The 25,274-nt window shown below is 67.1% G+C and carries 23 protein-coding genes and 2 tRNA genes; 21 read left to right on the forward strand and 4 right to left on the reverse strand.

The window, feature by feature from the left end; translation table 11 throughout:
* Positions 1 to 101 precede the first annotated feature (101 nt).
* Positions 102 to 422: a PadR family transcriptional regulator gene (locus ABGB17_RS23310; RefSeq protein WP_347632951.1), complete on the forward strand. Its 321-nt coding sequence runs from the start codon at positions 102 to 104 to the stop codon at positions 420 to 422.
* Positions 423 to 770: 348 nt separating this feature from the next.
* Positions 771 to 2,015: a hypothetical protein gene (locus ABGB17_RS23315; RefSeq protein ID WP_347632953.1), complete on the forward strand. Its 1,245-nt coding sequence runs from the start codon at positions 771 to 773 to the stop codon at positions 2,013 to 2,015.
* 1,541 nt (positions 2,016 to 3,556) lie between these two features.
* On the opposite strand, the gene ABGB17_RS23320 is transcribed toward ABGB17_RS23315, so the two are convergent.
* Entirely contained in the window at positions 3,557 to 3,703 is a 147-nt protein-coding gene (locus ABGB17_RS23320; protein ID WP_347632955.1) for a hypothetical protein, read from the reverse strand.
* Positions 3,704 to 3,781: 78 nt separating this feature from the next.
* Between ABGB17_RS23320 and ABGB17_RS23325 the strand changes: the two genes are divergently transcribed.
* A complete protein-coding gene (locus ABGB17_RS23325; RefSeq protein WP_347632957.1) occupies positions 3,782 to 4,702 on the forward strand; it encodes a hypothetical protein in 921 nt (306 codons plus the stop codon).
* 3 nt (positions 4,703 to 4,705) lie between these two features.
* Here the strand turns inward: ABGB17_RS23325 and ABGB17_RS23330 are convergent, their stop codons facing one another.
* Positions 4,706 to 5,977 (reverse strand): helix-turn-helix transcriptional regulator, encoded by a 1,272-nt coding sequence (locus tag ABGB17_RS23330; protein ID WP_347632959.1) that lies wholly within the window; start codon positions 5,975 to 5,977, stop codon positions 4,706 to 4,708.
* Between the two features lie 359 nt (positions 5,978 to 6,336).
* Here ABGB17_RS23330 and ABGB17_RS23335 point away from each other — a divergent pair, with 359 nt between their 5' ends.
* The 10 genes from ABGB17_RS23335 (at position 6,337) to ABGB17_RS23380 (ending at position 13,434) form a co-directional block, all read left to right on the forward strand.
* Positions 6,337 to 6,636 carry a hypothetical protein gene (locus ABGB17_RS23335; protein ID WP_347632961.1) on the forward strand — a complete coding sequence of 100 codons (300 nt, stop codon included), beginning with the start codon at positions 6,337 to 6,339 and terminating at the stop codon, positions 6,634 to 6,636.
* A gap of 203 nt (positions 6,637 to 6,839) precedes the next feature.
* Complete coding sequence (locus ABGB17_RS23340) at positions 6,840 to 7,571, forward strand: GntR family transcriptional regulator (protein WP_347632993.1); 732 nt, start codon at positions 6,840 to 6,842, stop codon at positions 7,569 to 7,571.
* Between the two features lie 111 nt (positions 7,572 to 7,682).
* Positions 7,683 to 8,102, forward strand: coding sequence for a plasmid replication, integration and excision activator (locus tag ABGB17_RS23345; RefSeq protein ID WP_347632963.1), 420 nt, complete (start codon positions 7,683 to 7,685; stop codon positions 8,100 to 8,102).
* On the forward strand, positions 8,102 to 8,377 hold the full coding sequence (locus ABGB17_RS23350) for a hypothetical protein (RefSeq protein ID WP_347632965.1): 276 nt from the start codon (positions 8,102 to 8,104) through the stop codon (positions 8,375 to 8,377). Before ABGB17_RS23345 ends, ABGB17_RS23350 begins: the two co-directional genes overlap by 1 nt.
* A complete protein-coding gene (locus tag ABGB17_RS23355; protein ID WP_347632967.1) occupies positions 8,374 to 8,694 on the forward strand; it encodes a hypothetical protein in 321 nt (106 codons plus the stop codon). Before ABGB17_RS23350 ends, ABGB17_RS23355 begins: the two co-directional genes overlap by 4 nt.
* An 85-nt stretch (positions 8,695 to 8,779) precedes the next feature.
* Positions 8,780 to 10,207 (forward strand): FtsK/SpoIIIE domain-containing protein, encoded by a 1,428-nt coding sequence (locus ABGB17_RS23360; protein WP_347632969.1) that lies wholly within the window; start codon positions 8,780 to 8,782, stop codon positions 10,205 to 10,207.
* On the forward strand, positions 10,204 to 10,353 hold the full coding sequence (locus tag ABGB17_RS23365; protein ID WP_347632971.1) for a hypothetical protein: 150 nt from the start codon (positions 10,204 to 10,206) through the stop codon (positions 10,351 to 10,353). The genes ABGB17_RS23360 and ABGB17_RS23365 overlap by 4 nt, the downstream gene beginning before the upstream one ends.
* A gap of 32 nt (positions 10,354 to 10,385) precedes the next feature.
* Entirely contained in the window at positions 10,386 to 11,996 is a 1,611-nt protein-coding gene (locus tag ABGB17_RS23370) for a replication initiator (protein WP_347632995.1), read from the forward strand.
* Positions 11,993 to 12,235 (forward strand): excisionase family DNA-binding protein, encoded by a 243-nt coding sequence (locus ABGB17_RS23375; RefSeq protein WP_347632973.1) that lies wholly within the window; start codon positions 11,993 to 11,995, stop codon positions 12,233 to 12,235. The genes ABGB17_RS23370 and ABGB17_RS23375 overlap by 4 nt, the downstream gene beginning before the upstream one ends.
* Entirely contained in the window at positions 12,235 to 13,434 is a 1,200-nt protein-coding gene (locus ABGB17_RS23380; protein WP_347632997.1) for a tyrosine-type recombinase/integrase, read from the forward strand. Before ABGB17_RS23375 ends, ABGB17_RS23380 begins: the two co-directional genes overlap by 1 nt.
* 62 nt (positions 13,435 to 13,496) lie before the next feature.
* Here the strand turns inward: ABGB17_RS23380 and ABGB17_RS23385 are convergent.
* Positions 13,497 to 13,567, reverse strand: a tRNA-Gly gene (locus ABGB17_RS23385).
* Positions 13,568 to 13,656: 89 nt separating this feature from the next.
* Between ABGB17_RS23385 and ABGB17_RS23390 the strand changes: the two genes are divergently transcribed.
* A tRNA-Pro gene (locus ABGB17_RS23390) sits at positions 13,657 to 13,730 on the forward strand.
* A 161-nt stretch (positions 13,731 to 13,891) separates the two neighbouring features.
* Here the strand turns inward: ABGB17_RS23390 and ABGB17_RS23395 are convergent.
* Positions 13,892 to 14,401 (reverse strand): ATP-binding protein, encoded by a 510-nt coding sequence (locus tag ABGB17_RS23395; protein WP_347632975.1) that lies wholly within the window; start codon positions 14,399 to 14,401, stop codon positions 13,892 to 13,894.
* Positions 14,402 to 14,651: 250 nt separating this feature from the next.
* Here ABGB17_RS23395 and ABGB17_RS23400 point away from each other — a divergent pair, with 250 nt between their 5' ends.
* The 7 genes from ABGB17_RS23400 (at position 14,652) to ABGB17_RS23430 (ending at position 24,645) form a co-directional block, all read left to right on the forward strand.
* Complete coding sequence (locus tag ABGB17_RS23400) at positions 14,652 to 15,521, forward strand: helix-turn-helix transcriptional regulator (RefSeq protein WP_347632977.1); 870 nt, start codon at positions 14,652 to 14,654, stop codon at positions 15,519 to 15,521.
* Positions 15,522 to 15,729: 208 nt separating this feature from the next.
* On the forward strand, positions 15,730 to 17,109 hold the full coding sequence (gene tig, locus ABGB17_RS23405) for a trigger factor (protein ID WP_347632979.1): 1,380 nt from the start codon (positions 15,730 to 15,732) through the stop codon (positions 17,107 to 17,109).
* 284 nt (positions 17,110 to 17,393) lie between these two features.
* Positions 17,394 to 18,923: a Na+/H+ antiporter gene (locus ABGB17_RS23410; RefSeq protein ID WP_347632981.1), complete on the forward strand. Its 1,530-nt coding sequence runs from the start codon at positions 17,394 to 17,396 to the stop codon at positions 18,921 to 18,923.
* A 118-nt stretch (positions 18,924 to 19,041) separates the two neighbouring features.
* A complete protein-coding gene (locus ABGB17_RS23415; protein WP_347632983.1) occupies positions 19,042 to 19,686 on the forward strand; it encodes an ATP-dependent Clp protease proteolytic subunit in 645 nt (214 codons plus the stop codon).
* A 9-nt stretch (positions 19,687 to 19,695) separates the two neighbouring features.
* Positions 19,696 to 20,340: an ATP-dependent Clp protease proteolytic subunit gene (locus tag ABGB17_RS23420; RefSeq protein ID WP_347632985.1), complete on the forward strand. Its 645-nt coding sequence runs from the start codon at positions 19,696 to 19,698 to the stop codon at positions 20,338 to 20,340.
* Between the two features lie 180 nt (positions 20,341 to 20,520).
* Positions 20,521 to 21,807, forward strand: coding sequence for an ATP-dependent Clp protease ATP-binding subunit ClpX (gene clpX / locus ABGB17_RS23425; protein ID WP_347632987.1), 1,287 nt, complete (start codon positions 20,521 to 20,523; stop codon positions 21,805 to 21,807).
* Positions 21,808 to 22,053: 246 nt separating this feature from the next.
* Positions 22,054 to 24,645 (forward strand): valine--tRNA ligase, encoded by a 2,592-nt coding sequence (locus ABGB17_RS23430; protein WP_347632989.1) that lies wholly within the window; start codon positions 22,054 to 22,056, stop codon positions 24,643 to 24,645.
* Positions 24,646 to 25,274 lie beyond the last annotated feature (629 nt).

Genomic DNA, 25,274 nt, shown 5'->3' on the forward strand with positions numbered 1-25,274 from the left:
GCGGGAGGCACCGTGGCGTGCCGCCGTCCCCGCCTCCACCGCGGCGCCGTCCGGCACGGAAGGTCTTGCGCTCTAACTCTATCTAGGTAGATATTTGAGCCATGGTACGTGCACGACGTCCCTCACCGCAGACCGCGGCCGTGCTCGCCGCCCTCGCCGAGGCGGGCGCGGCCTGGAGCCACGGCTACGACCTGTGCCGCGCCCTCGGACTGAAGGCGGGCACGGTGTACCCGATCCTCATCCGCCTCACCGAGCGCGGGCAGGTGGAGACCTCCTGGGAGACCGACCCGCCCCGCGGCCGGCCGGCCAGGCACCTGTACCGGCTCACCACCGCGGGCGCCGAACTCGCCCGCACCGTGACCGCGCCGCCGCGCCCCGCCCTGACCGCCCGCGCCCCCCGTCCGGCACCCAGACCCACCTGACACTCGCCTCCCGGCACCCCGTCTCCCGGCACCCCGTCTCCCGGCACCCCGTCTCCCGGCACCCCGTCTCCCGGCACCCCGTCTCCCGGCACCCCGTCTCCCGGCACCCTCGCCCCTTGACCAGGCCCCATCTGATCCCCGCTCCATGGACCAGGGCCATCCGGCATTCCCCCGACCAGGCGCACCTGACCTGCGCACCTTCAGCTCCCAGCCCGTCCGGTAGCGGCCAGGCCCCTCTCCGGCTCGTCCGCCCGTGACCCGATCAGATCCCTCCTGGCCCAGGACCACCTCACCCCGATCCCTCGATCCCTCGATCCCTGGCCCGCCCCTGCCGTTCGGAGGCCGTCGATGCACTACTACCTCTTTGTCCTGGCGGTGCTCGCACCCGCGCCCGCGATCGCGATCGTGGTGCTCGCGGTCCGGCTGCGGGCCGCCGTGCGCCAGGGTGGTGCGAGGGCGCTCGCCGCCCGCACCCTCGCCGCGTGGCGGGGCGGAACGGGGCGGCCCGTGTGGCCGGGACTGGCAGCCGTCGCCGTCACCACCGGGCTGCTCACCGCCGGCGTGGAGCGCTGGTTTCTGGCGGAGGTCACGGACGGCCTGCCCTCAGGTTTCGACGTGGTGTTGCTGAGCACGATGCTCGGGCTGCTCGCGGCCCTGGTGTGCGCCACGCTCACCGGCCTCGCCGCGGCCGCGGTGGCCCGTGCCCGCGGGTTCGGGGCCGGGACCGTCGCCGGGCTTCTCGCGCTCGCCGCCGTGGCCGCCGGCACCGCCTGCGCGCACCTGCCGCTGCGTGCCACCTACCTGGCGGAGCCAGACATCTTCCCCGCCATCGTGGTCATCGGCACCGGCAGGCTGTTCGGCCCGTTCGAGGTCTTCCTCGCCGCGCTGGCCTGGGCCCTGCCGTGGCCCGTCCTCGGCGCCGCGCTCGCCGCCCGCGCCGGGACCCCGGGCCGCCGGCGGGCGATACGCGACACCTGGCAGCTCATGGTCGATCTGGCCGTCGCGGACCTGCCCGGCCACCGGTCGGCGTGGGGCACGGCCCTGCGGGCCGAGCTGGCGGCGATCGACCCGCCGGCCGAACGCCGCCGGTTCGCCCTCGGGGGAGTGTGGGCCGTCCTGCGATCAGGTCAGCCGCGCGGCGCGTGGATCATGGCCGCCGGGACGGCCGTAGTCGTGGGCGGCGGGGTCTTCGCCGCCTCGCGCTGGTCACTCGCCCACGACCGGGGCGGCGTGCTCGGCTTCTGGACGGCCGCCCCGACCGTCCTGCTGCTCGCCATCACGCTCACCACGGCGTGGCGCCACCGCTCCTTCGGCTCAGGCCTGCGCGTAGGAGCCCTGGCCGGCCTCACCGCCATGGCGGCCGTACTCGCCGTCAGCATCCCCGAGGCCGTCGTCTGGGCAAACGCACAGGCCGGCTACCTGAGCACCGGCGACGCCGTCCCCCCGACCTGGCAGGCGGCCGTCCTCGACGTCCTGCGCCCCGAGTTCCTCACCGCCATGACCGTCTTCTGGACGACAGGCGCCGTAGGCGGCGCCGCCCTCGGTACAGCCCTCTCCCGCCGCCCGGCCGACACCACGGCCCTCACGGGCTGACCGGGGAACGCCGGCTTTCGAAAAGAGAAGACGCACGACCTGGGGAGACGGCCGAGGCCCGCGATCGGGTGACGGAGTCTCCCGGCCTGGGCCTTCGGCGTGGGAGCGGACGACGGGAATCGAACCCGCGTAGCCAGTTTGGAAGATTTCGGCTCACGACTGCCCGACCTGCCGCGCCGCTCGTCAAAGCCCGTGTGCCCCTGTCCATGACTTCCCATGAGTCCCCCTTGATCAGCGCCCCATCGGGCACGCAACGGGCACGGCAACCGGCCACGGAGCTCTTCATTGTCGGTATTGTTCGCCCCATGATCCGGAGGCTGCGGCCACGCTCACGACAGTGGCCGGCGGGCGTGGTCGTGAGCGGTTGTGTGGGGCTGTTGCAGTACCCACCCGGCTCCTGGTCCCTCCCCGTCCTTCTCATAGCTGCCGACCCCCAGGGTGAGGCCGCCGTGTCAAGGGTCAACGTAGTTGATCGCGTAGCGACGCCGAAGGCGCCCTTGACTCGGTGGGCTCAACCGGGACACTCGACAGCGAGGAGGATGGGGTAGTGGCTAAGCAAGTACGCATTGCTTGCCCATAGGAGATCAGGTGATCTAGTGACCTACTTATACGAAGAGCGAGAAGAACTTCCGCCCGGGACTTACGGTGACCTGGATCTGGAGCGGGAGTTCTATGTCCACAACTCAGATCTTGCAGCGGACTGGCTGGACGCCTTACCTCCCTCGGCTCAAGCAGACATGTGGACCTTGGAGATACGGTGTCCTCATCGGGGCTGCATGCTGGGTCAGGTCTACTCTCTCCCGCTGCAAGGGGACGGGCAACGCTTGCTTTTCCTGGGGCGTACATCTGGCAAGGTGGTGCGCGCCCGCTTACTGAACTGGGCCTTTTCGGATGGCTGGAACGGGCCTCCAGTTTGGTTTCCGGTCGGCTGTCGACATGGGCATGGCACCCTCGAAAGGGCTTGGCTTTTAGATCTTGTACGTGTTATCAAGGGTTGGCACCATGCCTTCGAGACAGTCGAGCAGATGCGAGCTTCTGTCCCAGAAGCTGTACGAAAGGGACTCGCGCGAAGATGCTTCCACCCCAAGCCGGAGGCATGGCGAGGCAACCCCAGCAAGCGTCGCTGAGATCGTGTAGTTTGGGCATGAACAAGTTGGTAGCTCGCGCTGCATCAAGGTGAGTGTGCGCCATCTCTGTATGGCCCCGCCGCAGCCGCCCGGAAATGAGCACCGGGGACAGAACCCTGGAGGGTCAGTTCCCATGCTCATGTTGGCTGTCGCAGCTGTTGCTACATCCACCATCACCTCACTCTTCGCGTACCTCCGTTACCGCGCGTACCTTGATCTCGCAAAGCACGTGAGCGACACCCGGGGGTTGGCTGGGCTCCGCGCACTTGGTGTTGTGGCTAAGCCTGACGTCAGGGCTGGTACGGCTAGCCTCATAAGCGGCAAGGTCGCAAAGTCGGTCGAAGGCTCGGTGCCAAGCCACAGCAGATAAGTCGTCAAGAGGGTAGAGGCGGCGGCGCGCCTTGTGGCGGTGGCTCAGGCTTTGGTCGGCGGGTGCTGGGTGCGGCGGGCGGCCCGCGTTCCCGCCGCCGGCCGGGACCGGCGCCCACGCCGCACGCCCGGCCGGGCGGAGCGGGCGGCGGGCCGTGCGGCGGCGCGGAGCGCCGTCGCCTTGATCTTCATGAGACCAATTCGGCAGCGTAAGAGGGATTGTTCCGCATGCAGCTGCACTGAACTGCCTTTTCGGGTAAGACTGTGCGTATGACGGCGGAGCAGGGTGCTGCAACTCTTCATTTGGGAGCGATGCGCGGAGCGGTTGGCGACGACGAACCGCAGATCAGCGTACTTCGGGAAGCGTCCCCTGAAGAGATAGACCAGACCAAAAGCGCTATTTCGCTGCTGTCATTCATGGTTGAAGTGAATCCTATTGGTGACCTCCGTGCCGCCGCTGATCGCATAGTTAATTTGGTTAGAGAGCTCGTTAAATCTAATCGCACGGACTCTGCGTTTGTGAATTTGATTTCCCGCAGGGTTCATATGGGAGTAGACGACTGGCTGCGTAGCCTACGTTCTTTGGATGACCATACGGCGCATTGGCTGTCTGGTCGTTTCGGAAAGGATTCTGATGAGCTGAAATCATTCAGGAATGCTGCTAGTGAAGCCTTTGATGATTATTTTGCATATCGGTTCTGTTGCAAACTGCGAAACTATAGCCAGCATGTCGGGCAGGCATTGCAGAACTTCACCTATGGAGGGATGGAGGTTGAGCCAGGCGAGTTTGAACACTACTTAAAGCTGGAGTTCGATTCGCGTAGCCTTCTTTCCCAGTATGACGGGTGGGGAAGCATCGTCAAAGCGGATCTTGAATCTGTCGGCGGAATTTTTGACTTCTTTCCTGTTCTTAATTCCACCATGCTGGCTACGGAGCGTATGTTGGCTAGAACGTTCATTGCTCTAGAAGTGCATCTCCGTGAGGCCATACGAGTTGTGAAAGCGAAGGCCGAAGAGGTTGCGGAATTCGGCGAACCTTTTTTTATGGAGGTGCCGCCAGATTTAGGTGAGCAGACTAGTCGTTTCACCGTCAAAATGTCTGCGATTAAGTCCAGCCTGGCCGTTACTGCTGAGGATTCGTTAAGGCAGTCGCGTTTCGTGCTCGGGCTGCCACCAATTGGTGTGCGTTAGTGATCAATCGAGCAGTTCTGGACGGTTAGTCGCAAGAGCTTGTCGCGCTGTCGTATATCGGTCGTGAAATTCCCTGGCAAGGCTTTCGCGATGATAATGTTGATGCAGTATTCGATCGAGGTCGGCCGCGCGGTTGACAAGGTCGGTGAGGGATCTGCGTTCGATGTGGAATGCCGTCACACCTTGGTCTACGGCGGCGTCGAGGTTGCCTCGTCTGGCATGGATGATGCCGAGGTCTATGTGTGCGTCGGCTACGCGCATTGGGGCGTTGCTGGTGCCGTCGGGGCGGGTGTGCATTTGGATGGTTTCTAGGGCGTGTTCTTCGGCGCGGTCGTTGTCGCCTAGCCAGGTGTAGGCGGTGGCGGCGTAGAACATCCATTTGGCGTGGTCGAAGACGAAGTGGTGGTCGGGGTGGTCGGGGGTGGGGAGTTTGGCGAGGATGTCGGCGCCGCGGGAGAGGGCCTGGTCGGCTTCTCGGCGGTTTCCCATGCGGGCTAGGCCTCGGGCTTCTTGCAGGGTGAGTTGAACCATGGCGCTGGTTTGACCGGCGGCTTTCTGGCCAGTTCGGGCGGCGGTGACTACGTCTTCGTATCGGCCTTCGACTAGGGCGAACCAGGCGGACATCTCGTGGGCCCATGCCATCAGTTCGCCGTGTCCTACCTGGTGACCCATTTCGTAGGCGGCGCGGCGGGAGGTTTCTGCCTCTTCGCGTTCGCCTAGGTCGTAGTGGATGCAGCCCAGTAGCGCGGTAAGCCACCCAGTGATGACGAGGAGTTCGCGGTGCTGGGCCAGGGTGAGCCGGCCGGACAGCAGGCGGTTGATTTGGGCGAGGCGCTTTTGGGTGCGGTCGCGGAGGGTGGCGGCGGGGACGACCGGGTAGGCGCGGCAGAGTAGATCGACGGCTTCAGCGAGGGCCTCTAGGGTTCCGGGGCCGACGTCGGACGCTTGGAGCTGCTGGGCGAGTTCCATGGTGCCGTACAGGTCGGCTTCGGCTCGCATGGCGTCGGCCGGGATGAATGGCGTCTCTATGAGGCGATTCGCGTTTCCGCGTTTGTTGGGGATGAAGCCGAGATCTTCGGGTTGGTATCCGGTGGCCTGGATGAGGGCCAGGCGGTAGGGGGCGTGTGGCCAGGCGACTTCGCCGGCTTCCCAGCGGCGGATGCGTTCCTCGTCGCAATTGAGGCGTTCGCTGATGCCGGTTGAGGTGGCGTTGATTCGGGCGGCCAACTCGGCGCGGGTGAGGTGTTGGGCGTTGCGCCAGGCGCGGAGCTGCACGTTGGGCACTGTGTTCGGCATCTCCGGGCAAACCTCCCATTCAGGGGGGCGAAAAAGGGGGCCGGGTTGGGGGTCCCGCCTTGATCGGTTCGCTGTTTGTCTTGCCGTCAGGCAACCAAGGTACGTCAGACCGCCTTCCGTCGTAGGGAGCGCGGGGCAACCAAGGAGATGGCAACGGTGACCCGGCCAGTCGAGACCAGCGACACAGTCCCCTGTTCCTTATGCCGAGGACGTGGCACGAAGCTGTGTAACTCGCGGCGCGGGCTCCTGATCAGCCCTGATGACGGTGAAGGTCCCGTCAGGGAGGAACGCGACTGTTTCGACTGCCTTGGCGCGGGCCGGGTCGGAAGGGAAGCGGCATGAACTCGGTGATCTTGAAAGTGATGGGTGGTGACATGGATCCGCAGGTTCCGGATGAGGCCGCCAAGCTGGTGCGGCTACGTGATCACCTGACCGAACTGGGCGTGCGGGCCGAGCTGCGCGACAACAACAGCGCTCTCATGGTTCATCGCCCGTACAACGGACTGCCGGTGTGGGTCTTCGTCGGGTACGGCGGCGCCTTCTACTCCTGGCAGTCGGCGGAGAAGCGGCACCCGGTCAATGACGTGAAGGGTGCGGCGCAGACCCTCTCCGACTACATCGTCGGACGGGTCTTCTAGGACCGGCGCGGCGAGACAGGCGACCTCCCATAACAGGTATGGGAGGAAACTTCCCCCTGTCTCGTCGCGCCCTTTGCGTGCTCGCCCTCTGTACTGGTCCGGGCCCCTGGCTGAGTGGTAAGCCTCCGTTCGCGTGACAGGTGGCATGGTGCAGGTCTACGCTCAGCTTGGTAAAACAACCTGTCGGGTGTTGGACGGTCGTGATGTCGCTAGAGTCGGTGCCGCCGAAGTACGCACAGCTTGTGCAGACACTTCAGCGGCGCATAGATGCGGGAACCTACCCGCCTGGTTCGCTGCTGCCCAGCGAGAACCAACTGATCCAAGAATTCGGCGTCTCCCGTCCCACGGTGGTGGCGGCCCTGCGCATGTTGCGGGAACAGGGCTGGGTCGAATCACAGCAAGGTAAGGGCCGGTTCGTACGGGGCCGTCCGGTGATGACGACGATGGAGCAGCCTCGGCCGGGCCAGGCGTACGTGAGCAGTCCGGAAACCAGTACGGCGGGCCAGGTGCTCGACGTGGCGGCGGTCACCGCGCCGAACCGGATAGCCGTGCTGCTCGGTCTCAAGCCCAAGAGCAGGGTCTTCCTTCGTCGTCGCCTTCTCTCCCATGGGGATGAGCCCTCTGAGATCGTCTCGGTCTGGCTGCCCCTCGACCTGTCGGAGGGAACCGATCTGACCAGTGCTGAGCCACTGTCGCAGGGGCTACGCGAGCACATCGAAGCACGTAAGGGCGTCCGGTTCGATCACGTCCTAGAGCAGATCATCGCGCGGATGCCCACCGCCGATGAGGCACACCAGCTCGGCATGCCGAAGAGCGTGCCGCTGCTCGTGGTGTTCGCCTCGCTGCGAGATGCCGCCGGCCGTGCCCTGGCCGTGGTTGACGTGCTGCTTCCTGCCGACCGTCACGAGTTGGAGGACGCCTACGCGATCAGTTGACCGGAGATGTCCAAGAAAACCCGCTTAGGCACTTGACCTATCAAGCGGGTTTTCTTATGCTCTAGTCAGTTGACAGGTTAAGTGTCTGTCATCCAAGTCAGGAGCGATCCCATGGCACTGCAAGGCCCCATCCCGGTCACCTTCGGCATGGTCTTCCCGCACGGCTGCTACGTCGTGGGGGAGGTCGAGAAGGTCAAGGACTTCGACGCCTCGACCAACGGGCGGTTCGTCCAGGCGCGTGACAAGCAGACGGGGGAACTCGTCTGGCAGGTCGCCGTGATGGACGGTGACCCGACGCTCAAGCCCGCTCAGAAGACGGTGGCGGTCAAGATCCTGGCGCCGGTCCAGCCGGTTCCCCCGGCTCCGACGTCCGGTTCGCCGTTCACCCCGGTGGAGTTCGACGGCGTGACTGTCACCCCGTACGTCAACGGACAGGGACGGCTGGCGTACTCCATCCGGGTCCGTGAGATGCGCGGGCTTCGGGCGGGTGCGGCGAAGAACACCCCCAACCCCAGTAGGGAGAACATCTGATGCCCCGTCACCGCCGGCGCCGTGCGTCCAGCGTGATCAACCTCAACACCGGTCACGGAGCCAAGGCCGGTAACCACCCCTACCCGGCGCGTACCCCGGTGCTGATGCTCGACTTCGGGGCGACGTCGGTCCTCGTCACCACCACGGCCAGTGACACGGTGACCGCCTCGGACGTCGACTTCGCTCGCGAACTCGCCAGTGAGGCGCACGCATTCGCCGTCTCGGTCGAGCGCATGTTCCTCCGCTCCTCGACCGGTGAGGACGCACCGGCATGAAACACGACCCTTACACCTACATCACGGTGGCCGTCGAGCCGGAACACGACCCCCGCGTCTCGGTCTCGTTCCGTACCGCTGACCTCCATGTCAGTGCCTTGGTGGTCAGCGAGACGCGTCCGCATCTCTTCTTGGAGACGCCCCAGGGACTTGTCTCGATCTCCACCACGGGCGCCGGTCCGGTCACGGCGGGGGACCTGTCCGTCGCCCACGAACTGTTCCAGGCCGCCGCTCGCTACCTCGCTGACTGCGAGCGGTTACACACCCCGGACCACGACCAGAGCAAACAGGCCGACCCCGGCGAGAAAGCGGCCTGAGGCGCAAGGCGGGGCCGCTGGAAGCAGCAACTTCCGGCGGCCCCTGGTTCTCCCCTGACTCCACATCACGAGAGGCACCAAGCTTATGTTCAAGCGGCTCCCTGGGGATGAGACACGCAATCTCGTCTCCACCACCCCGGACACTGCGGTCGTCTTCCGGCCCGCGGTCGTCCAGACTCCCGCGATCATCACGATCATCATCTTCGTCTGGCGCTGCCTGGCGGGACTGGTCCGGCTGATCCTTGTTCACCCGATCGCGACGGTCTCGCTGTCGGCGCTGTTCGTGCTCTGGCGGCTGGCGGGCTGGTTAGCCGTCGTCGTCACGCTCGGCGTGCTGGCCTCCGCCCTGACTGGCTGGTTCATCGCCGATCGGGTCTCCTTCACCCGCTGGATGACGTGGCGATTACTGGCCTTCTGGCGCCGGTTCTGGATCTACCGGCGGCACTGGCAACCCGTGATGATCGTCTCCGGGTTAGGTCGTCACCTCAAGGGGCGCGACTATCTTCCTCACCTGGTCCGGGTCGAGTGCGACTCCTGGGCCGACCGGGTCACGGTGAAGATGTTGTCGGGGCAGGCGGTGAAGGACTGGGCCGACCGTATCGAGCACCTGGCGCACGGCTTCGGCTCGGTGTCGTGCCGGGTGACGGTCCAGCGGGCCGGGCGGCTGATCCTGACCTTCCCGCGTCGTGACCCGCTGGCCGTGCCCATACCAGCTTTACCGGTGCCCGAGACGGCATCAGTGGGGCCGGTCGAGATCGGTATACGGGAGGACGGCGAACCCTACCGGCTCAAGGTTCATGGCACTCATGTGCTGATCGCGGGGGCGACCGGGGCCGGCAAAGGCTCCTATCTGTGGTCGGCCATTCGCGGTCTGCTCCCTGCGGCCGGGGCCGGGCTGGTCAAGCTGTGGGCACTCGATCCCAAGCGGATGGAGCTGTCCTACGGGCGGGCCCTGTTCGGTGACCGGTACGCCGCGACGCCTGGCGAGTGCGCTGACCTGTTGGAGGCGGCTGTGGCGCTGATGCAGGAGCGGGCCGACCGGTTCGCCGGTATCCGGCGCTCTCACGCTCCCAGCGCTGATGATCCGTTCGTGCTGGTGCTGGTCGACGAGGTGGCGTTCCTGACTGCCTACCAATCGGACAAGGGGCTTCGCCAGCGCATCACCAGTGCCCTTGCCACCTTGACGACTCAAGGCCGCGCGGTCGGCGTCGGCGTCATGGCGGCACTTCAAGATCCGCGCAAGGAAGTCATGAACATCCGTAACCTGTTCCCGGACAAGATCGCTCTTCGGCTCGACGAGTCCGAACAGGTCGACATGGTGTTGGGGGACGGGGCACGCGACCGGGGAGCACTGGCCGATCGGATCTCACCCGATCACACACGCGGTGCGGGCATCGGGTACGTCCGGTTGGAGGCCGATCCCGATCCGGTGCGCGTCCGGGCGGCCTACGTCACGGATTCCGACATCCGGGCCATGGCGGCTGAGTTCGCCGGGGCGGGCGGTGGTCGATGACGCTGGCCTACTTCCTCGAAGGGCTGCGTTGCTCGCTCTGCGGTGCTCTCGGCCTGCTCTGGCTGGACCCCGTCCGGGGCACGGTCGAGTGCCGCGAATGTGGTGGGACGGCCCGGTGCGTCCCCGAATCCGGGGAGGCGGCGTGATCGTTGATCGCAAGACGCCTCGGGCGGTACGAATGGCGCAACCCCTCGCCCGTGATGTGGTCGAGCTGGTGGCCGTCCAGCACGGCGTATGCATCCGGCCCGTGCCGCTCAAGCGCATCGACACGGGGACCGGGAAGGCAGAGATCATCGACGTGCCCTGCGGGGCCACTCTGGCGAGCAAGTGTCCTTCGTGCGCCAAGCGGAACCGGCACCTGCGGATGGCCCAGTGCCGTGAGGGCTGGCACCTCGACCACGAACCCGTCATCACCCCGGACGAGCCGGACGCGGATCAATGCTGGCTGGTCGAGTTCCGCTCCGACGTCCAGGCGCAACGCGATCGGGCCGCGTCGGCCGGCGAACCCGTCGATCACCTGGACGCGGCCATCGCAGAACTGGATGAGGAGATCAGAGGCGCGGGGATGCGGGGCAACGTGCTCGGCCGTACCGTTCCGAAGCGGAACCGGTCCACCAGGCGGCGCAACGATGCTCCCGACCTGCCCAAGCGGGCCAGGCGGAACACGACTCTGGGCCGGACGTTCACCGGCTCGGACGGCAAGGTCTACCGGCCGTCGCTGTTCGTGACCCTCACGCTTCCCTCGTACGGGCGGGTGAGCAACGGCGTACCGCTCGACCCCTCCACCTACGACTACCGGCGGGCCGCTCGGGATGCGCTGCACTTCTCCAAGCTGGTGGATCGGTTCGTGCAGAACCTTCGCCGTGTGGCCGGTTACGACGTCCAGTACTTCGCCAGCGTCGAACCTCAGAAGCGGCTGGCTCCGCACCTGCACATGGCCGTCCGGGGGACCCTGCCACGCGCGGACGTCAAAGCCGTCGTGGCGGCCACCTATCACCAGGTGTGGTGGCCTCAGGCGGACCGGGTCGTCTTCGAGGGGGAGCACCTGCCCGTGTGGGCCGGGCGGGATGACGACGCCGGTGACGTCGACCAGCGGGCGGGCGACTACCTCGACCCGATGACCGGGGAGATCCTGCCCACCTGGGATGAGGCGCTCGATCGGCTCGACGCCGGTGCCGAACCCCTGCATGTGGTCCGCTTCGGTGCCCAGGTCGATGTTCAGGGCGTGCTGGCCGGCACCCCGGATGTCGACCAGTGCATCCGGTACCTGTCCAAGTACCTGACCAAGTCCATCGGCGAGACCCTCGACCCCGACAATCCGGCACAGCGCGACCATGCGGCACGGATGGCGGAAGCCCTGCGCTTCGAACCATGCTCTCCGACCTGCCCGAACTGGCTGCGTTATGGCATACAGCCCAAGTGCGCCAGATCGGGGATGCGGCCGGGCGGCTGCAAGGGCAAGGCCCATAAGCCCGAACACCTCGGCTACGCGGGACGTCGCGTCCTGGTCTCACGCAAGTGGTCGAACAAGACCCTGACCGAACACAAGCAGGACCGCCGTACCTGGGTTCTGGAAGCGCTCGGGCTGGACGACCGAACGGCCACGCATCCCGACCGCTATATATGGCGCCCTGTGCCCAACGGGGACGCCAATGTGCCGCCGCTCACCCTGCGGCTGTTGCGCTCCGTCGCGGAACGCCAGCGCTGGCGCGCGACCTTGCAGCGACTCCAGGCCGAAGCGGCGGGGCGAGATCTTTCGGCAACCGAGAGGGGCGGGAGGGCGGCATGACCCGGAAAACCGTAAGGCAGGAGACCTCGGACCGGGTCCGCGGTGCCCTTCTCACCGTTGATCAGGCGGCGGAGCGTCTCAACACCTCGGCGCGCTTCCCTCGTCGGCTGATCGCAGAGCGGCGCATCCTCTTCGTGCGCGTCGGGCGGAACGTCCGCATCCCTGAATCCGCTTTGGAGGACTTCATCCGGGCCGGGGTCGTGGAACCCATCACGGTGCGGCGGGGGAGGGCCGCGTGATGGCCGAGAAGCGTAAGCGGCGGTTCGGTCGCGTGCGCAAGTTGCCCTCAGGACGTTTCCAGGCGCGTTACCCCGGGCCTGACGGGGTCGATCATCCGGCCCCGTACACCTTCACCAGCGAGAGGGAGGCTGAGCGTTGGCTGGTCCTCAAGGAGGCGGAGATCCAGCGGGGCGACTGGATGAGCCCGGACGCCGGGAAGGTCCTCTTCGAGGTCTACGCGAAATCGTGGATCGATGACCGGGTTCTCAAGGTGCGGACAGAGGGTCTGTATCGGAGCCTCCTCAAGAACCACCTAGTACCGACTTTCGGCAACTACAACGTGTGCGACCTCAAGGAGGCGGACGTACGGCGGTGGCGTAAGGAACGGCTCGGCGTGGTCGGACAGTCGACCGTGGCCAAGGCGTACCAACTCCTCAAATCGATCATGAGTACGGCGGTCGAAGATGAGCTGATCCGCAAGAACCCGTGCAGGATCAAAGGCGCTGGCACCCCGGATACGCCTGAGCGGCAGATGATCCCGCTCGCCAAGGTTCTGGAGATCATGGGCAAGGTCCCCGAGCGGTACCGGGCCCTCGTACTCCTCGGGACGTTCACCAGCCTGCGATGGGGTGAGCTGGCCGGCCTGCGCCGTCCGAACCTCGACCTGGACGGGGGAGTGGTGCGAGTCGTGAGCGAACTGGCCGAACTCGACGGCGGCAAGCTCATGGAGGACACCCCCAAGTCTCGGGCCGGGCGCCGGGTGGTCTCCATACCGCAGGAGATCATCCCGGAGCTTCGTCACCACCTCGACCGGTTCGCGGAGCAGGAGGAGAACGGCCGGGTGTTCGTCGGTCCCAAAGGGGCATGGCTGCGTCGATCGGGTTTCCGGCGGATCTGGAACAAGGCCCGAGCAGACGTCGGGCTACCGGGCCTTCACTTTCATGATCTCCGTCACGTGGGCAACACCCTCGCGGCGGCGTCCGGCGCGAGCCTCAAGGAGCTGATGGCGAGGATGGGCCACGCCAGCCCCCGGGCGGCCCTGATCTACCAGCATGCGACGCAGGACCGGGACAAGGCCATCGCGGAAGCCCTGGGCCAGGCGCTCAAGGTAGCCCGTGGCGAAGGGCCGAAGCGGCGGTCCGGGAAAGGGCACCCTGGCCGGCAGGTGAGGGGCACGAACCAGGGAACGGGCACGCAACGGGCACGACATCAGAAGTAGGCCGGAAACGAACGAGGCCCTGGATGGGGGATCATGCCCCCGGCCTGGGCCTTCGTGGTGAGAGCGGACGACGGGAATCGAACCCGCGTAGCCAGTTTGGAAGACTGGGGCTCTACCATTGAGCTACGTCCGCGCGAGCCGGTGTTGGTCTGGTCTAGACTTCTGCCGGTCGTCAGGACGTAAGCGTACCGGAGATTCCAGGTGCGCGAGCGGCCGGCGGTCCGGGGTGTAGCGCAGCTTGGTAGCGCGCCTGCTTTGGGTGCAGGAGATCATCGGTTCAAATCCGGTCACCCCGACGGGTCGGTTTTCGGGCGGCGAGCCAGGTGGGAAAGTTTCACCGGGCGCCGCCGGAACGGCCGCCGGATGGGGCCGCCGAAAATGGTCGGGGAGAGGCCCGAAAACCACCGGCCTAAGCCGTCCGGCGCTTAGCGGGCGCGAAACGGTCTGTTGCGGGCGATCAGCTGGGGCTGCGAAATAACGCCCATACGGCTTTGCCGCCTTCGTCCAGTACGTCCCAGCCCCAGCAGGTGCTGTAGGTTTCCACGATGTACAGGCCGCGGCCGTTCTCCGAGACGAAATCCGGCTCCTTGGGGCGGGGGATCTCGTCGCTCGGGTCCGAGACCGCGAGCAGTACGTGCGGGGCGAGCCTGAGCAGCATCAAGACGATCGGGTGGCCGTCGTGGTGCCGGGCACTGTGGGGGGCGTAGCGGACGGCGTTGGTGACGAGCTCGGAGACCACCAGCGCGGCGTCGTCGCCGATCTGCTCGAAGCCCCATCGCCGCAACGTGCTGCGGGTGACGTCCCGGGCGGTCTTCACCGAGTCGGCCTGCGGGCGCAGGGGGCAGGTGGTGGTGTCCTCCCTGCCGGTGGAGCGCAGCAGCTTCTGGAATCCGACCTCGCGCGTCACTTCCAGGCAGTGGGCCGCGGATACGGGCTCCAGCATGGTGCCGATACCTCCCGCTGTCATCTTGAGTCTCCGCGGCCACATGGCTGTTATATGGGTCGGTGCACGTTTAACCCAATATGCACTAGGCCATCATGGGCGAGTATTCGGTTCGGTGCAAGACCCAAATGCACGTGCATGTGGAGCGTGCAGACGCACACCCTCTGGTGGTGCGTCCGGAAAAACGCTGCGGTGACCAGCCCTTGTCACGAGGGCCGGAAGTGGTGACACTGTGTGGGCTGGGCCCGAGTGAACCGAAGAAAGGAGGGCGCGCATGACTTCATTCCAGACCGGATCCGGTCCCACGGCCCTCCGCATTATGCTGGGGTCACAGTTGCGCCGGTTGCGGGAGAACAAGGGCATCACTCGTGAGGAGGCGGGTCACCTGATCCGCGGCTCCGAGTCCAAGATCAGCCGCATGGAGCTCGGACGGGTCGGCTTCAAGGAGCGTGACGTCGCCGACCTGCTCACCCTGTACGGCGTCGCGGACGGCGAGGCGCGCACGGCCGTCATGGACCTTGTGGAGCGGGCGAACGAGCCCGGGTGGTGGCACCGGTTCAACGACCTGCTGCCGTCCTGGTTCCAGGCTTACGTCGGTCTCGAGGAGGCCGCGACCCGCATCCGCACCTACGAGGTGCAGTTCGTGCCCGGCCTGCTGCAGACCAAGGAGTACGCCCGCGCCGTCATCACCGCCGGGGCGGCCGGCATCGGGCCCGCGGAGATCGCCCGCCGCGTCGACCTGCGCATGGAGCGGCAACGCGTGCTCGACCGTCCCGACGGGCCGATCTTCTGGGCCGTCATCGACGAGGCCGCGCTGCGGCGTCCCATCGGCGGCGCCGAGGTGATGCGCGGCCAGATCCAGCACCTGCTGGAGCTGATGCGGCTCCCCGGGATCACCATTCAGGTGATGCCTTTCAGCTACGGCGGCCACAGCGCCGAGGGCGGGGCGTTCAGCATCCTGCGCTTCGGTGACAAGGAACTGCCGGACGTCGTCTACGTCGAGCAGCTCGCCAGTGCGCTCTACCTGGACAAACGCGAGGAGGTGGACCGTTACAGCGAGGTCATGGAGCGGCTGTGCGCGGTCAGCACCACTCCCGAGGCGACCGTCGAGATCCTGCAGAAGATCATCTCTGATAGACTCTGACGCCTGTCGATGACGCCGGAGGCGCCCACCTGCCCTAGACTGGCAGGCGGCGCTGGACACCCGCCGCGGTAGCGCATGCCCCACAGGATGTGCCCGTTCGGCCCGTGCACTGAGCCGCCCAAGTGGGCGCGGCGCGCGAGCATGTCGCGGTGGCCGTACGGCATGACGCGCCCGCGATCACCAGAAGCTTGATCAAGGAGACCACCCCGTGAAGACCGCTGTCGAGGAGCTGAGCCCCACCCGGGTCAAGCTCACCGTCGAGGTGCCGTTCGAGGAGCTCGAAACGAGCATGCAGGCGGCGTACAAGAAGGTCGCGCAGCAGGTGCGCGTTCCCGGCTTCCGCCCCGGCAAGGTTCCCGCCCGCATCATCGAGCAGCGCTTCGGCCGCGCGGTGGTCCTGGAAGAGACCCTCAACGACGCCCTGCCCAAGCTTTACGGCCAGGCCGTGGACGAGAGCGACGTCTTCCCGGTGAGCCAGCCCGAGATCGAGGTCACCAAGATCGATGACGGCAAGGAGGTCGAGTTCACCGCCGAGGTGGACGTCCGGCCGACCTTCGACGTCCCCGACTACGAGGGCATCGAGATCACCGTGCCCTCGGCCGAGGTCACCGACGACGACATCGACGCCCAGATCGACGCCCTGCGGCAGCGCTTCGCCACCCTCACCGGGGTCGAGCGGCCTGCCGCCACCGGCGACTACGTCGTGATGGACCTCGCGGCCACCATCGACGGCCGCAACATCGAGGAGCAGCAGGCCTCGGACGTCTCCTACGAGGTGGGTGCCGGCTCGGTCCTCCAGGGCCTGGACGACTCCCTGGTCGGCATGGCCGCCGGCGACGAGAAGACCTTCACCACGACCCTGGTGGGCGGTGAGAACGCCGGCGAGGAGGCCGACGTCACCATCCACGTCAAGAGCGTCAAGGAGAAGGTGCTGCCCGAGCTGGACGACGAGTTCGCCGGCCTGGCCAGCGAGTTCGACACCCTCGAGGAGCTCCGCGAGAGCCTGCGCGCGCAGGCCCGCCGCAACAAGCTCATCGACCAGGTCGTGCAGGCCCGCGAGAACGCCGTGACGGCCCTGCTCGACAAGATCGACATCCCGCTGCCGGAGAGCGCGCTCACCGCCGAGATCGACGCCCGCAAGCACAACCTCGAGCACCAGATCGCGGAGAGCGGCCTCAGCCGCGAGGCGTACTTCCGCCTCTACCAGACCACCGAGGAAGAGCGCTTCGCCGAGTTCGACACCAACGCCCGCAAGGCGATCAAGACCGGCTTCGTCCTGGACAAGATCGTCAAGCAGGAGGAGCTCGGCGTCAACGAGCAGGAACTCACGGACTTCGTGGTCCGCCGCGCCGCCCAGCTGGGCGTGGCCCCCAACACCCTGGCCCAGCACCTGGCCGACAACGACCAGCTCACCCTGGCCATGGTCGAGATCGTCCGCGAGAAGGCCAAGACCGTGGTGGGCGACTCCGCCAAGATCACCGACGAGTCCGGCAACGACGTGGACCTCAAGTCCATCTACACCGAGCTCAACCCCGAGCAGGAGGGCGCCGCCCCGCCCCCCGAGCCCACCGCACAGCCCGCCCAGTGACGAAAGGGGCCGTCCGCCGAGCCGGAAGGCTCCGGACGGCCCCATCACTTCCCGGGCCCAGGCTTCTCTGTCACCTGCTGGTCCCCGCCGAGCCCTGGGTGGCGCACCTGGTGGGGCGGGGACGGCCGTCAACGGCAGTTCGCATGGCGGGGCACCCCCGCGGTTCCTGAGGCTGTCCGACGACGGTCAGCTTTAGCGTGATTTTTACGAATTCGTGGGCAACTGTCGGGCTGTGACATGCGCGATCCGGCCGGCCGATGGTTGAGGAGTATCTCTTCATAGCGATGCTCGTCGCGGTCCTGATGCTGGCCGGGCGGGTGACCGCGCGCCGCTTCGGCCTGCCCCAGGCGATCCCGCTGGTACTGCTGGGCGTCGGCGCCAGCTTCCTCCCCGGCCTGGACGCCACGGTGCCCCCACCTGAGGTGATCCTCAACATCTACCTCCCCCTCCTGGTCTACCGCGCCGCGTTCCTCACCGCTCCCCGCGAGACCAGAGAGGACGCCGTCCCCATCTCGGTCATGGCGTTCGGCCTGACCTGCGTGACCGCCGTGGCGGTGACGGCCGCCGTGAAGTTCGCCGTACCCGAGCTCGAATGGGCCGCCGCGCTGGCCATAGGGGCGGCGGTGGCCCCCACCGACCCGGTCTCCGCCACCTCGGTGATGAAGCGCCTCGGCGCCCCACGGCGCCTGGTGACCATCCTGGAGGGCGAGAGCCTCGTCAACGACGCGGTGGCCCTCACGCTCTTCGGCCTCGCTCTCACGGCCCTGGAGACCCAAGTGAGCGCGGCCGAGGGCGCCGTGACGCTGGTACGGGTCGCGGCGGGCGGCGTGCTGTACGGACTGGTGCTCGGCTGGGTGATGGCCCGCGTGCGTGTGCGCATCACGGACGCCGGTGCGCAGATCGTCGTCTCGCTGATCACGCCGTTCCTCGCCTACCTCCCGGCAGAGCACTTCGGCGTCTCCGGGGTCCTCGCCGTCGTCACCACCGGCTTCTATCTCGGCGTCCGCGCCCACGGCCTGCTCCAGCCCGCCTCCAGGCTCACCGGGAACGCCTTCTGGGACGTCCTGGTGTTCCTGCTGGAGTCCAGCCTGTTCGTCCTGCTCGGCCTGGAGATCCGTCATGTCGTCGCGGGCGTCGCCGGCTACCCGGTGCCGGTGCTCGCCGGCGTGGCCGCCGTGGTGGTCGCCGCCGTCGTGCTGCCCCGGCTCGGCTGGACGATGGCGGTGTTCCCCCTCGCCAGGTGGCTCCCCGGCCGCCACCTGTCCTTCGACAGGATCGCCCGCTCCGAGCGCCTGGTGATGGGCTGGGCGGGCATCAGGGGCGCCATCACCCTGGCCATCGCCCTGTCCATCCCGCTGCCGGTGCGCCACCGCCCCCTGCTGCTCTTCCTGGCCGCCGTGGTCGTGCTCGTCACCCTGCTCGGCCAGGCGACCACCCTGACGCGCCTGATACGCCGCCTGAGGCTCGGCGAGTCGGAGGAGGAGGCCGCCGAGGAGGCCGGGGCCCGCCGGGAGACCACCGAGGCGGCGCTGGCCAGGCTGGACGAGCTCGCCGCCGACGACAAGGTGGACGAGCGCACCGCCGACGTCTTCCGGCAACTCCTGGAGCTCCGCCTGGACCGCGTCCGCGCCCTGCTGGGCGACGAGGACGACGAGGACGCCGAAGGCGCCCGCGAGGTGCGCGAGGAACTGGCCAGGGCCCAGCGCGAGAAGCTCGACAACCTCTACGAGAGCGGCCGCATCAGCGTGGAGGTCCGCAGGCGGCTGACGCACGAACTGGATCTGGAGCACCGCCGCCGCTCGGGCCCCGCCTGACCACCCGGCGGACCTGCGCCGTCAGCGAACAGGGTGGAGACGAGGCGTAACCGGTCGGTGTGCCGGGTTAAGGTCACAAGCAAAGCCCATCGATTACGACGCATCGGAAGGTGACGCTGTGACCAGCCCGCCGACCTCACATTCGCCCATCGGCTTCGGGCCGCAGGGGCGCGGCCGTGAAAACGGCGCGTACCGCCTTGAGGACCAGCTGTACAACCGTCTGCTGCGCGAGCGCATCGTGGTGCTGGGCACCGCGGTGGACGACGAGGTCGCCAACCGCATCACCGCCGAGCTCCTCCTTCTCGCCGCGGACGACGCCGATCGGGACATCTGGCTTTACATCAACTCGCCGGGCGGTTCGGTGACGGCCGGCATGGCGATTTACGACATGATGGAGTATGTGCCGAACAACATCTGCACGGTGGCCATGGGGCTCGCTGCCTCCATGGGGCAGTTCCTGCTGTGCGCCGGTGCTCACGGCAAGCGGTACGCACTGCCGCACGCCCGCATCATGATGCACCAGCCCTCCGGCGGAATCGGCGGCACGGCCGCGGACATCGCGATCCAGGCCGAGCAGATGCTCTACGTCAAGAAGACCTTGGCGGAGCGCATCGCGTTCCACACCGGCCAGCCGCTTGAGCAGATCGAGAAGGACTCCGATCGGGACCGCTGGTTCACGGCCGAGGAGGCCAAGGACTACGGCTTCATCGACCATGTCGTGCGCAGCGCGCGGCAGGTGCCCTCTGAGGGCGCCGTCTCCTAAGGGGCAACAGTGAGCGACTTGATCCGGCCGGGAGACATCAACGGCCGATACATCATCCCTTCGTTCGTCGAACGCACGACGTACGGCGTGAAGGAGATGAACCCGTACAACAAGCTCTTCGAGGACCGCATCATCTTCCTCGGGGTGCAGATCGACGACGCGTCGGCGAACGACGTCATGGCGCAGTTGCTGACGCTGGAGTCCCTCGATCCCGATCGGGACATCAGCATCTACATCAACTCGCCCGGTGGTTCGTTCACCGCGATGACGGCGATCTACGACACGATGCAGTTCGTCCGGCCGGAGATCCAGACGGTCTGCCTCGGCCAGGCGGCCTCGGCCGCGGCCGTGCTGCTGGCCGGCGGCACGCCGGGCAAGCGCTTCGCGCTGCCGAACGCCCGGATGCTGATCCACCAGCCGTCCACCGAGGGCGGCGGCCAGGGCAGCGACATCGAGATCCAGGCGCGCGAGATCCTGCGCATGCGCGCGCTGCTGGAGGAGATCGTCGCCCGGCACTCGGGCAAGTCGCCCGACGAGGTCCGTCGCGACATCGAGCGCGACAAGATCCTCAACGCCGACGAGGCCAAGGAATACGGCCTGATCGACGACATCATCCCCTCACGGAAGAAGCGCGCTCAAGCGGTGGCTTCCTGAGGACGCGGATCGCACCGGAACGGTGCCCAATTGGGCACGTTCCGGTGCGACTCACCGCTAGGGGGCGCACTGAGGGCCCAGAAGACGGTAACGTCGAAACCTGAGCGGGATGACTTTTCGGACCGAGTCCGCAAGATTCGGATCGCGGAGCAGGCGGTCCCACGCAAAGGAGTATCTGGGGTGGCACGCATCGGCGACGGCGGAGACCTGCTGAAGTGCTCGTTCTGTGGGAAGAGCCAGAAGCAAGTCAAGAAGCTCATCGCCGGACCCGGCGTCTACATCTGCGATGAGTGCATCGATCTCTGCAACGAGATCATCGAGGAGGAGCTCTCCGAGTCGTCCGAGCTGAAGTGGGACAGCCTGCCCAAGCCTCGGGAGATCTACGAGTTCCTGGACGCCTACGTCATCGGCCAGGACAAGGCCAAGAAGGCGCTCTCGGTAGCGGTGTACAACCACTACAAGCGTGTGCAGTCCGGAGAGCGCGGCCGAGACGACGGCATCGAGCTGGCCAAGTCCAACATTCTCCTGCTCGGCCCCACGGGCTCGGGCAAGACCCTGCTGGCGCAGACGTTGGCCAAGATGCTGAACGTCCCGTTCGCCATCGCGGACGCCACGGCGCTCACGGAGGCCGGGTACGTCGGTGAGGACGTCGAGAACATCCTCCTGAAGCTCATCCAGGCGGCCGACTACGACGTCAAGAAGGCAGAGACGGGCATCATCTACATCGACGAGGTCGACAAGATAGCCCGCAAGAGCGAGAACCCCTCGATCACCCGGGACGTCTCGGGCGAGGGCGTGCAGCAGGCGCTGCTGAAGATCCTGGAGGGCACCACCGCCTCGGTCCCGCCGCAGGGCGGCCGCAAGCACCCCCACCAGGAGTTCATCCAGATCGACACCACCAACGTGTTGTTCATCTGCGGCGGTGCGTTCGCCGGCCTCGAGAAGATCATCGAGTCCCGGGTCGGCAAGAAGGGCATCGGCTTCAACGCGATCATCCACTCCAAGGACGACATCGACGCCTCGGACATCTTCGCGGACGTCATGCCTGAGGACCTTCTGAAGTTCGGCATGATCCCCGAGTTCGTCGGCCGTCTGCCGGTGATCACCAGCGTGCACAACCTCGACCGTGAGGCCCTCATCCAGATCCTCACCGAGCCGAGGAACGCCCTGGTCAAGCAGTACCGCCGGCTGTTCGAGCTCGACAACGTCGAGCTCGAGTTCACCGACGACGCGCTGGAGGCCATCGCCGACCAGGCGATCCTGCGCGGCACCGGCGCCCGCGGCCTGCGAGCCATCATGGAGGAGGTCCTGCTCTCGGTGATGTACGAGGTGCCGTCCCGCCAGGACGTCGCCCGGGTCGTCATCACCAGGGAGTCGGTCCTGGAGCACGTCAACCCCACGCTGGTGCCCCGCGACCAGCTCAACGCCACCAAGCAGCAGCGCACCCCGCGGGAGAAGTCGGCCTGACTCCTCACGTGGCGTGATCCATCCGGCCCGCCCGGCCTGTGCCGCGGCGGGCCGAACTGCGGCCGGACCGGCCCGGGGGACCCGCACCGGAGATTACATTCCGTAGTGAGGCCCCCTTTGTGCCACACAAAAAGTGGGTTTTGGTGACAGATCACGGTAAACAGGCGGCCTGTCCGAATAGCGGATTAAGTGCGCGCGGCTGTACGTGGGCCCAGACAGCGTCAGGACATCCCTAGAATTGTCGCTGTGACAACGCCTGATCTGCCGACACAGTACGCACCCGCAGACGTCGAGACCCGCAGCTACGAGCGCTGGGTCGCGGAGGGCTACTTCACGGCGGACGTAGGCGGCGGGGGGGAGCCGTACAGCATCGTGCTGCCGCCCCCCAACGTGACCGGCGTCCTCCACATCGGCCACGCCCTCGACCACTCCATCCAGGACGTCCTCATCCGCCGCGCCCGCATGCGCGGCCACCAGACGCTCTGGCTGCCCGGCATGGACCACGCCGGCATCGCCACCCAGAACGTCGTCGAGCGCGAGCTCGCCAAGCAGGGCCTGTCCCGCCACGACCTCGGCCGCGAGGCCTTCGTGGAGCGCGTCTGGCAGTGGAAGGAGGAGTCCGGCGGCCGCATCCTCGGCCAGATGGCCAAGCTCGGCGACAGCGTCGACTGGACCCGCGAGCGGTTCACCATGGACGACGGCCTGTCCCGCGCCGTGCAGACCATCTTCAAGCACCTGTTCGACGACGGGCTGATCTACCGCGCGGAGCGCATCATCAACTGGTGCCCCCGCTGCCTCACCGCCCTGTCCGACATCGAGGTCGACCACTCCGACGACGAGGGTGAGCTGATCTCCATCCGGTACGGCGAGGGCGACGCGTCCATCGTGGTCGCCACCACCCGGGCCGAGACCATGCTCGGCGACACCGCCGTCGCCGTCCACCCGTCCGACGAGCGGTACGCCCACCTGGTCGGCACCATGGTCGAACTGCCCCTCACCGGCCGCATGATCCCCGTCGTCGCCGACGAGCACGTCGACCCCTCGTTCGGCACCGGCGCCGTCAAGGTCACCCCGGCCCACGACCCCAACGACTTCGAGATCGGCCGCCGCCACGGCCTGCCGTCGCTCACCATCATGGACGAGCGCGCTGTCGTCACCGCGCACGGCCCGTTCCAGGGCCTCGACCGGTTCGAGGCGCGGCCCGCCGTCGTGGCCGCGCTGCGCGCCGAGGGCCGCATCGTCGCCGAGAAGCGCCCCTACCTCCACGCCGTCGGCCACTGCTCGCGCTGCAAGACCGTCGTCGAGCCGCGGCTGTCCCTGCAGTGGTTCGTCAACGTCCAGCCGCTCGCCAAGGCCGCCGGCGACGCCGTGCGCGACGGCCGTACCCGCGTCCACCCGCCGGAGCTCGCCAAGCGCTACTTCGACTGGGTGGACGACATGCACGACTGGTGCATCTCCCGCCAGTTGTGGTGGGGCCACCGCATCCCGGTGTGGTACGGCCCCGAGGGCGAGGTCCTGTGCGTCGGCCCCGACGAGGAGCCGCCGCCCGGCTACACCCAGGACCCCGACGTGCTGGACACCTGGTTCTCCTCGGCGCTGTGGCCGTTCTCCACGCTCGGCTGGCCGGAGCGCACCCCCGAGCTGGAGCGCTTCTACCCGACCACGGTGCTGGTGACCGGGTACGACATCCTGTTCTTCTGGGTCGCCCGCATGATGATGTTCGGCTTGTACGCCATGGACGGCGAGACCCCGTTCCGCACCGTCGCGCTGCACGGCATGGTGCGCGACCAGTTCGGCAAGAAGATGTCCAAGTCGTTCGGCAACGTGGTCGACCCCCTGGACTGGATCGAGCGGTACGGCGCGGACGCCACCCGCTTCACCCTGCTGCGGGGCGCGTCGCCCGGCTCGGACGTCGCGATCAGCGAGGACTGGGCCGCCGGCTCACGCAACTTCTGCAACAAGATCTGGAACGCCACCCGGTTCGCGCTGCTCAACGGCGCGACCGTCGCGTCCCCGCTGCCCGCTCCCGGCGACCTCACCGTCGCCGACCGGTGGATCCTCTCCCGCCTGCACACCGTCATCGGCGCGGTGGACACGGCCTACGAGGACTTCGAGTTCGCCAAGATCTCCGACCAGCTCTACCACTTCGCGTGGGACGAGGTCTGCGACTGGTACGTGGAGCTGGCCAAGATCCAGATCGCCGAGGGCGGCGACCGCGCCGAGCGCACCCGTGTCGTGCTCGGCCATGTGCTCGACGCGCTGCTGCGGCTGCTGCACCCCCTCATGCCGTTCGTCACCGAGGAGCTCTGGCGCGCCCTGACCGCCCGCCCCTCCGTCGTGGTGGCGTCCTGGCCGGCGCTGGACGCGAGCTACGCCGACCCGGCCGCCGAGCGCGAGATCGTGGCCGTGCAGGAGCTCATCACCGAGGTGCGGCGCTTCCGCTCCGACCAGGGCCTCAAACCGGGCCAGCGGGTCGCCGCGCGCCTCTCCCTGGACGGATCGGCCCTCGCCGCCCACGAGGGCGCCATGCGCACCCTGCTGCGCCTGGACGCGCCCGGCCCCACCTTCTCCGCCACCGCCCGCCTCGCCGTGGGCACCTCGGCGGTGGAGCTGGACACGGCCGGCGCCATCGACGTCGCCGCCGAGCGCAAGCGCCTGGACAAGGACCTCGCCGCCGCCCGCAAGGAGGCCGCCCAGGTGGCCGCCAAGCTCGCCAACGAGCAGTTCATGGCCAAGGCCCCCGACGACGTCGTCACCAAGGTCCGCGCCCGCGCCGCCCAGGCCGACGCCGACATCGCCCGCCTGGAAGCCCAGTTGGCCGCCCTGCCGACCGGCTGAGCATCCCGCTGAAGGTCTCCCGTGAGCCCGCGACCGGCGTTGCCCCGGTCGCGGGCTCACAGCGTTCTCCAGGTTGCGCGGATCGCTGGTGATTTCCAGGTTTGGCCCCCGGACCGCAGGGAAGGACTAGCAGTCCGGGGAAGTTGGTCATGGCACCCCTTCACCGGTGCTACAGTTTTATCCGCAGGGCGATCACGGCCCCCGCCCCACCGGGCGGAGGCCAGGAACCGACCAGGTTTCTCGCAGTGTTCGGTCTCCTGCACTCCCGATGACTCGTCCGAGTTTCAGAGCGCTGCGTCGCGGTTTGACCAGACTCCAATACTTGGGTAAGTTCGAGGGGTTGCTCTGACACCAGAGCGAACGGAAATGAGCCCCGGCGGGCCGGATCGAAGATCCGTTTCAGCCGGTGTACGCGTCCGTTTCTTGAGAACTCAACAGTGTGCTAAAAGCCAGTGCATGAATATGCATTAACCCCGTCCCCTGGGGCTCGTTTCGGCGTGTCCGGGGATGGTTTTCCTTTGATGAGAGGCCTCTTTTAGCCGAGGGGTTTCTCGCTGGGGTTTCTTTTCAGACATTGTTTGGAGAGTTTGATCCTGGCTCAGGACGAACGCTGGCGGCGTGCTTAACAC

Source organism: Sphaerisporangium sp. B11E5 (assembly GCF_039871875.1).
Classification (GTDB): Bacteria; Actinomycetota; Actinomycetes; order Streptosporangiales; family Streptosporangiaceae; genus Sphaerisporangium.

Bases quoted from the DNA above. Each gene is read 5' to 3' on its own strand.
- ABGB17_RS23310 (WP_347632951.1), top strand. From the start codon at position 102: ATGGTACGTGCACGACGTCCCTCACCGCAGACCGCGGCCGTGCTCGCC.
- ABGB17_RS23315 (WP_347632953.1), top strand. From the start codon at position 771: ATGCACTACTACCTCTTTGTCCTGGCGGTGCTCGCACCCGCGCCCGCG.
- ABGB17_RS23320 (WP_347632955.1), bottom strand. From the start codon at position 3,703: ATGAAGATCAAGGCGACGGCGCTCCGCGCCGCCGCACGGCCCGCCGCC.
- ABGB17_RS23325 (WP_347632957.1), top strand. From the start codon at position 3,782: ATGACGGCGGAGCAGGGTGCTGCAACTCTTCATTTGGGAGCGATGCGC.
- ABGB17_RS23335 (WP_347632961.1), top strand. From the start codon at position 6,337: ATGAACTCGGTGATCTTGAAAGTGATGGGTGGTGACATGGATCCGCAG.
- ABGB17_RS23340 (WP_347632993.1), top strand. From the start codon at position 6,840: ATGTCGCTAGAGTCGGTGCCGCCGAAGTACGCACAGCTTGTGCAGACA.
- ABGB17_RS23345 (WP_347632963.1), top strand. From the start codon at position 7,683: ATGGCACTGCAAGGCCCCATCCCGGTCACCTTCGGCATGGTCTTCCCG.
- ABGB17_RS23350 (WP_347632965.1), top strand. From the start codon at position 8,102: ATGCCCCGTCACCGCCGGCGCCGTGCGTCCAGCGTGATCAACCTCAAC.
- ABGB17_RS23355 (WP_347632967.1), top strand. From the start codon at position 8,374: ATGAAACACGACCCTTACACCTACATCACGGTGGCCGTCGAGCCGGAA.
- ABGB17_RS23360 (WP_347632969.1), top strand. From the start codon at position 8,780: ATGTTCAAGCGGCTCCCTGGGGATGAGACACGCAATCTCGTCTCCACC.
- ABGB17_RS23365 (WP_347632971.1), top strand. From the start codon at position 10,204: ATGACGCTGGCCTACTTCCTCGAAGGGCTGCGTTGCTCGCTCTGCGGT.
- ABGB17_RS23370 (WP_347632995.1), top strand. From the start codon at position 10,386: ATGGCGCAACCCCTCGCCCGTGATGTGGTCGAGCTGGTGGCCGTCCAG.
- ABGB17_RS23375 (WP_347632973.1), top strand. From the start codon at position 11,993: ATGACCCGGAAAACCGTAAGGCAGGAGACCTCGGACCGGGTCCGCGGT.
- ABGB17_RS23380 (WP_347632997.1), top strand. From the start codon at position 12,235: ATGGCCGAGAAGCGTAAGCGGCGGTTCGGTCGCGTGCGCAAGTTGCCC.
- ABGB17_RS23395 (WP_347632975.1), bottom strand. From the start codon at position 14,401: ATGACAGCGGGAGGTATCGGCACCATGCTGGAGCCCGTATCCGCGGCC.
- ABGB17_RS23400 (WP_347632977.1), top strand. From the start codon at position 14,652: ATGACTTCATTCCAGACCGGATCCGGTCCCACGGCCCTCCGCATTATG.
- ABGB17_RS23410 (WP_347632981.1), top strand. From the start codon at position 17,394: ATGCTCGTCGCGGTCCTGATGCTGGCCGGGCGGGTGACCGCGCGCCGC.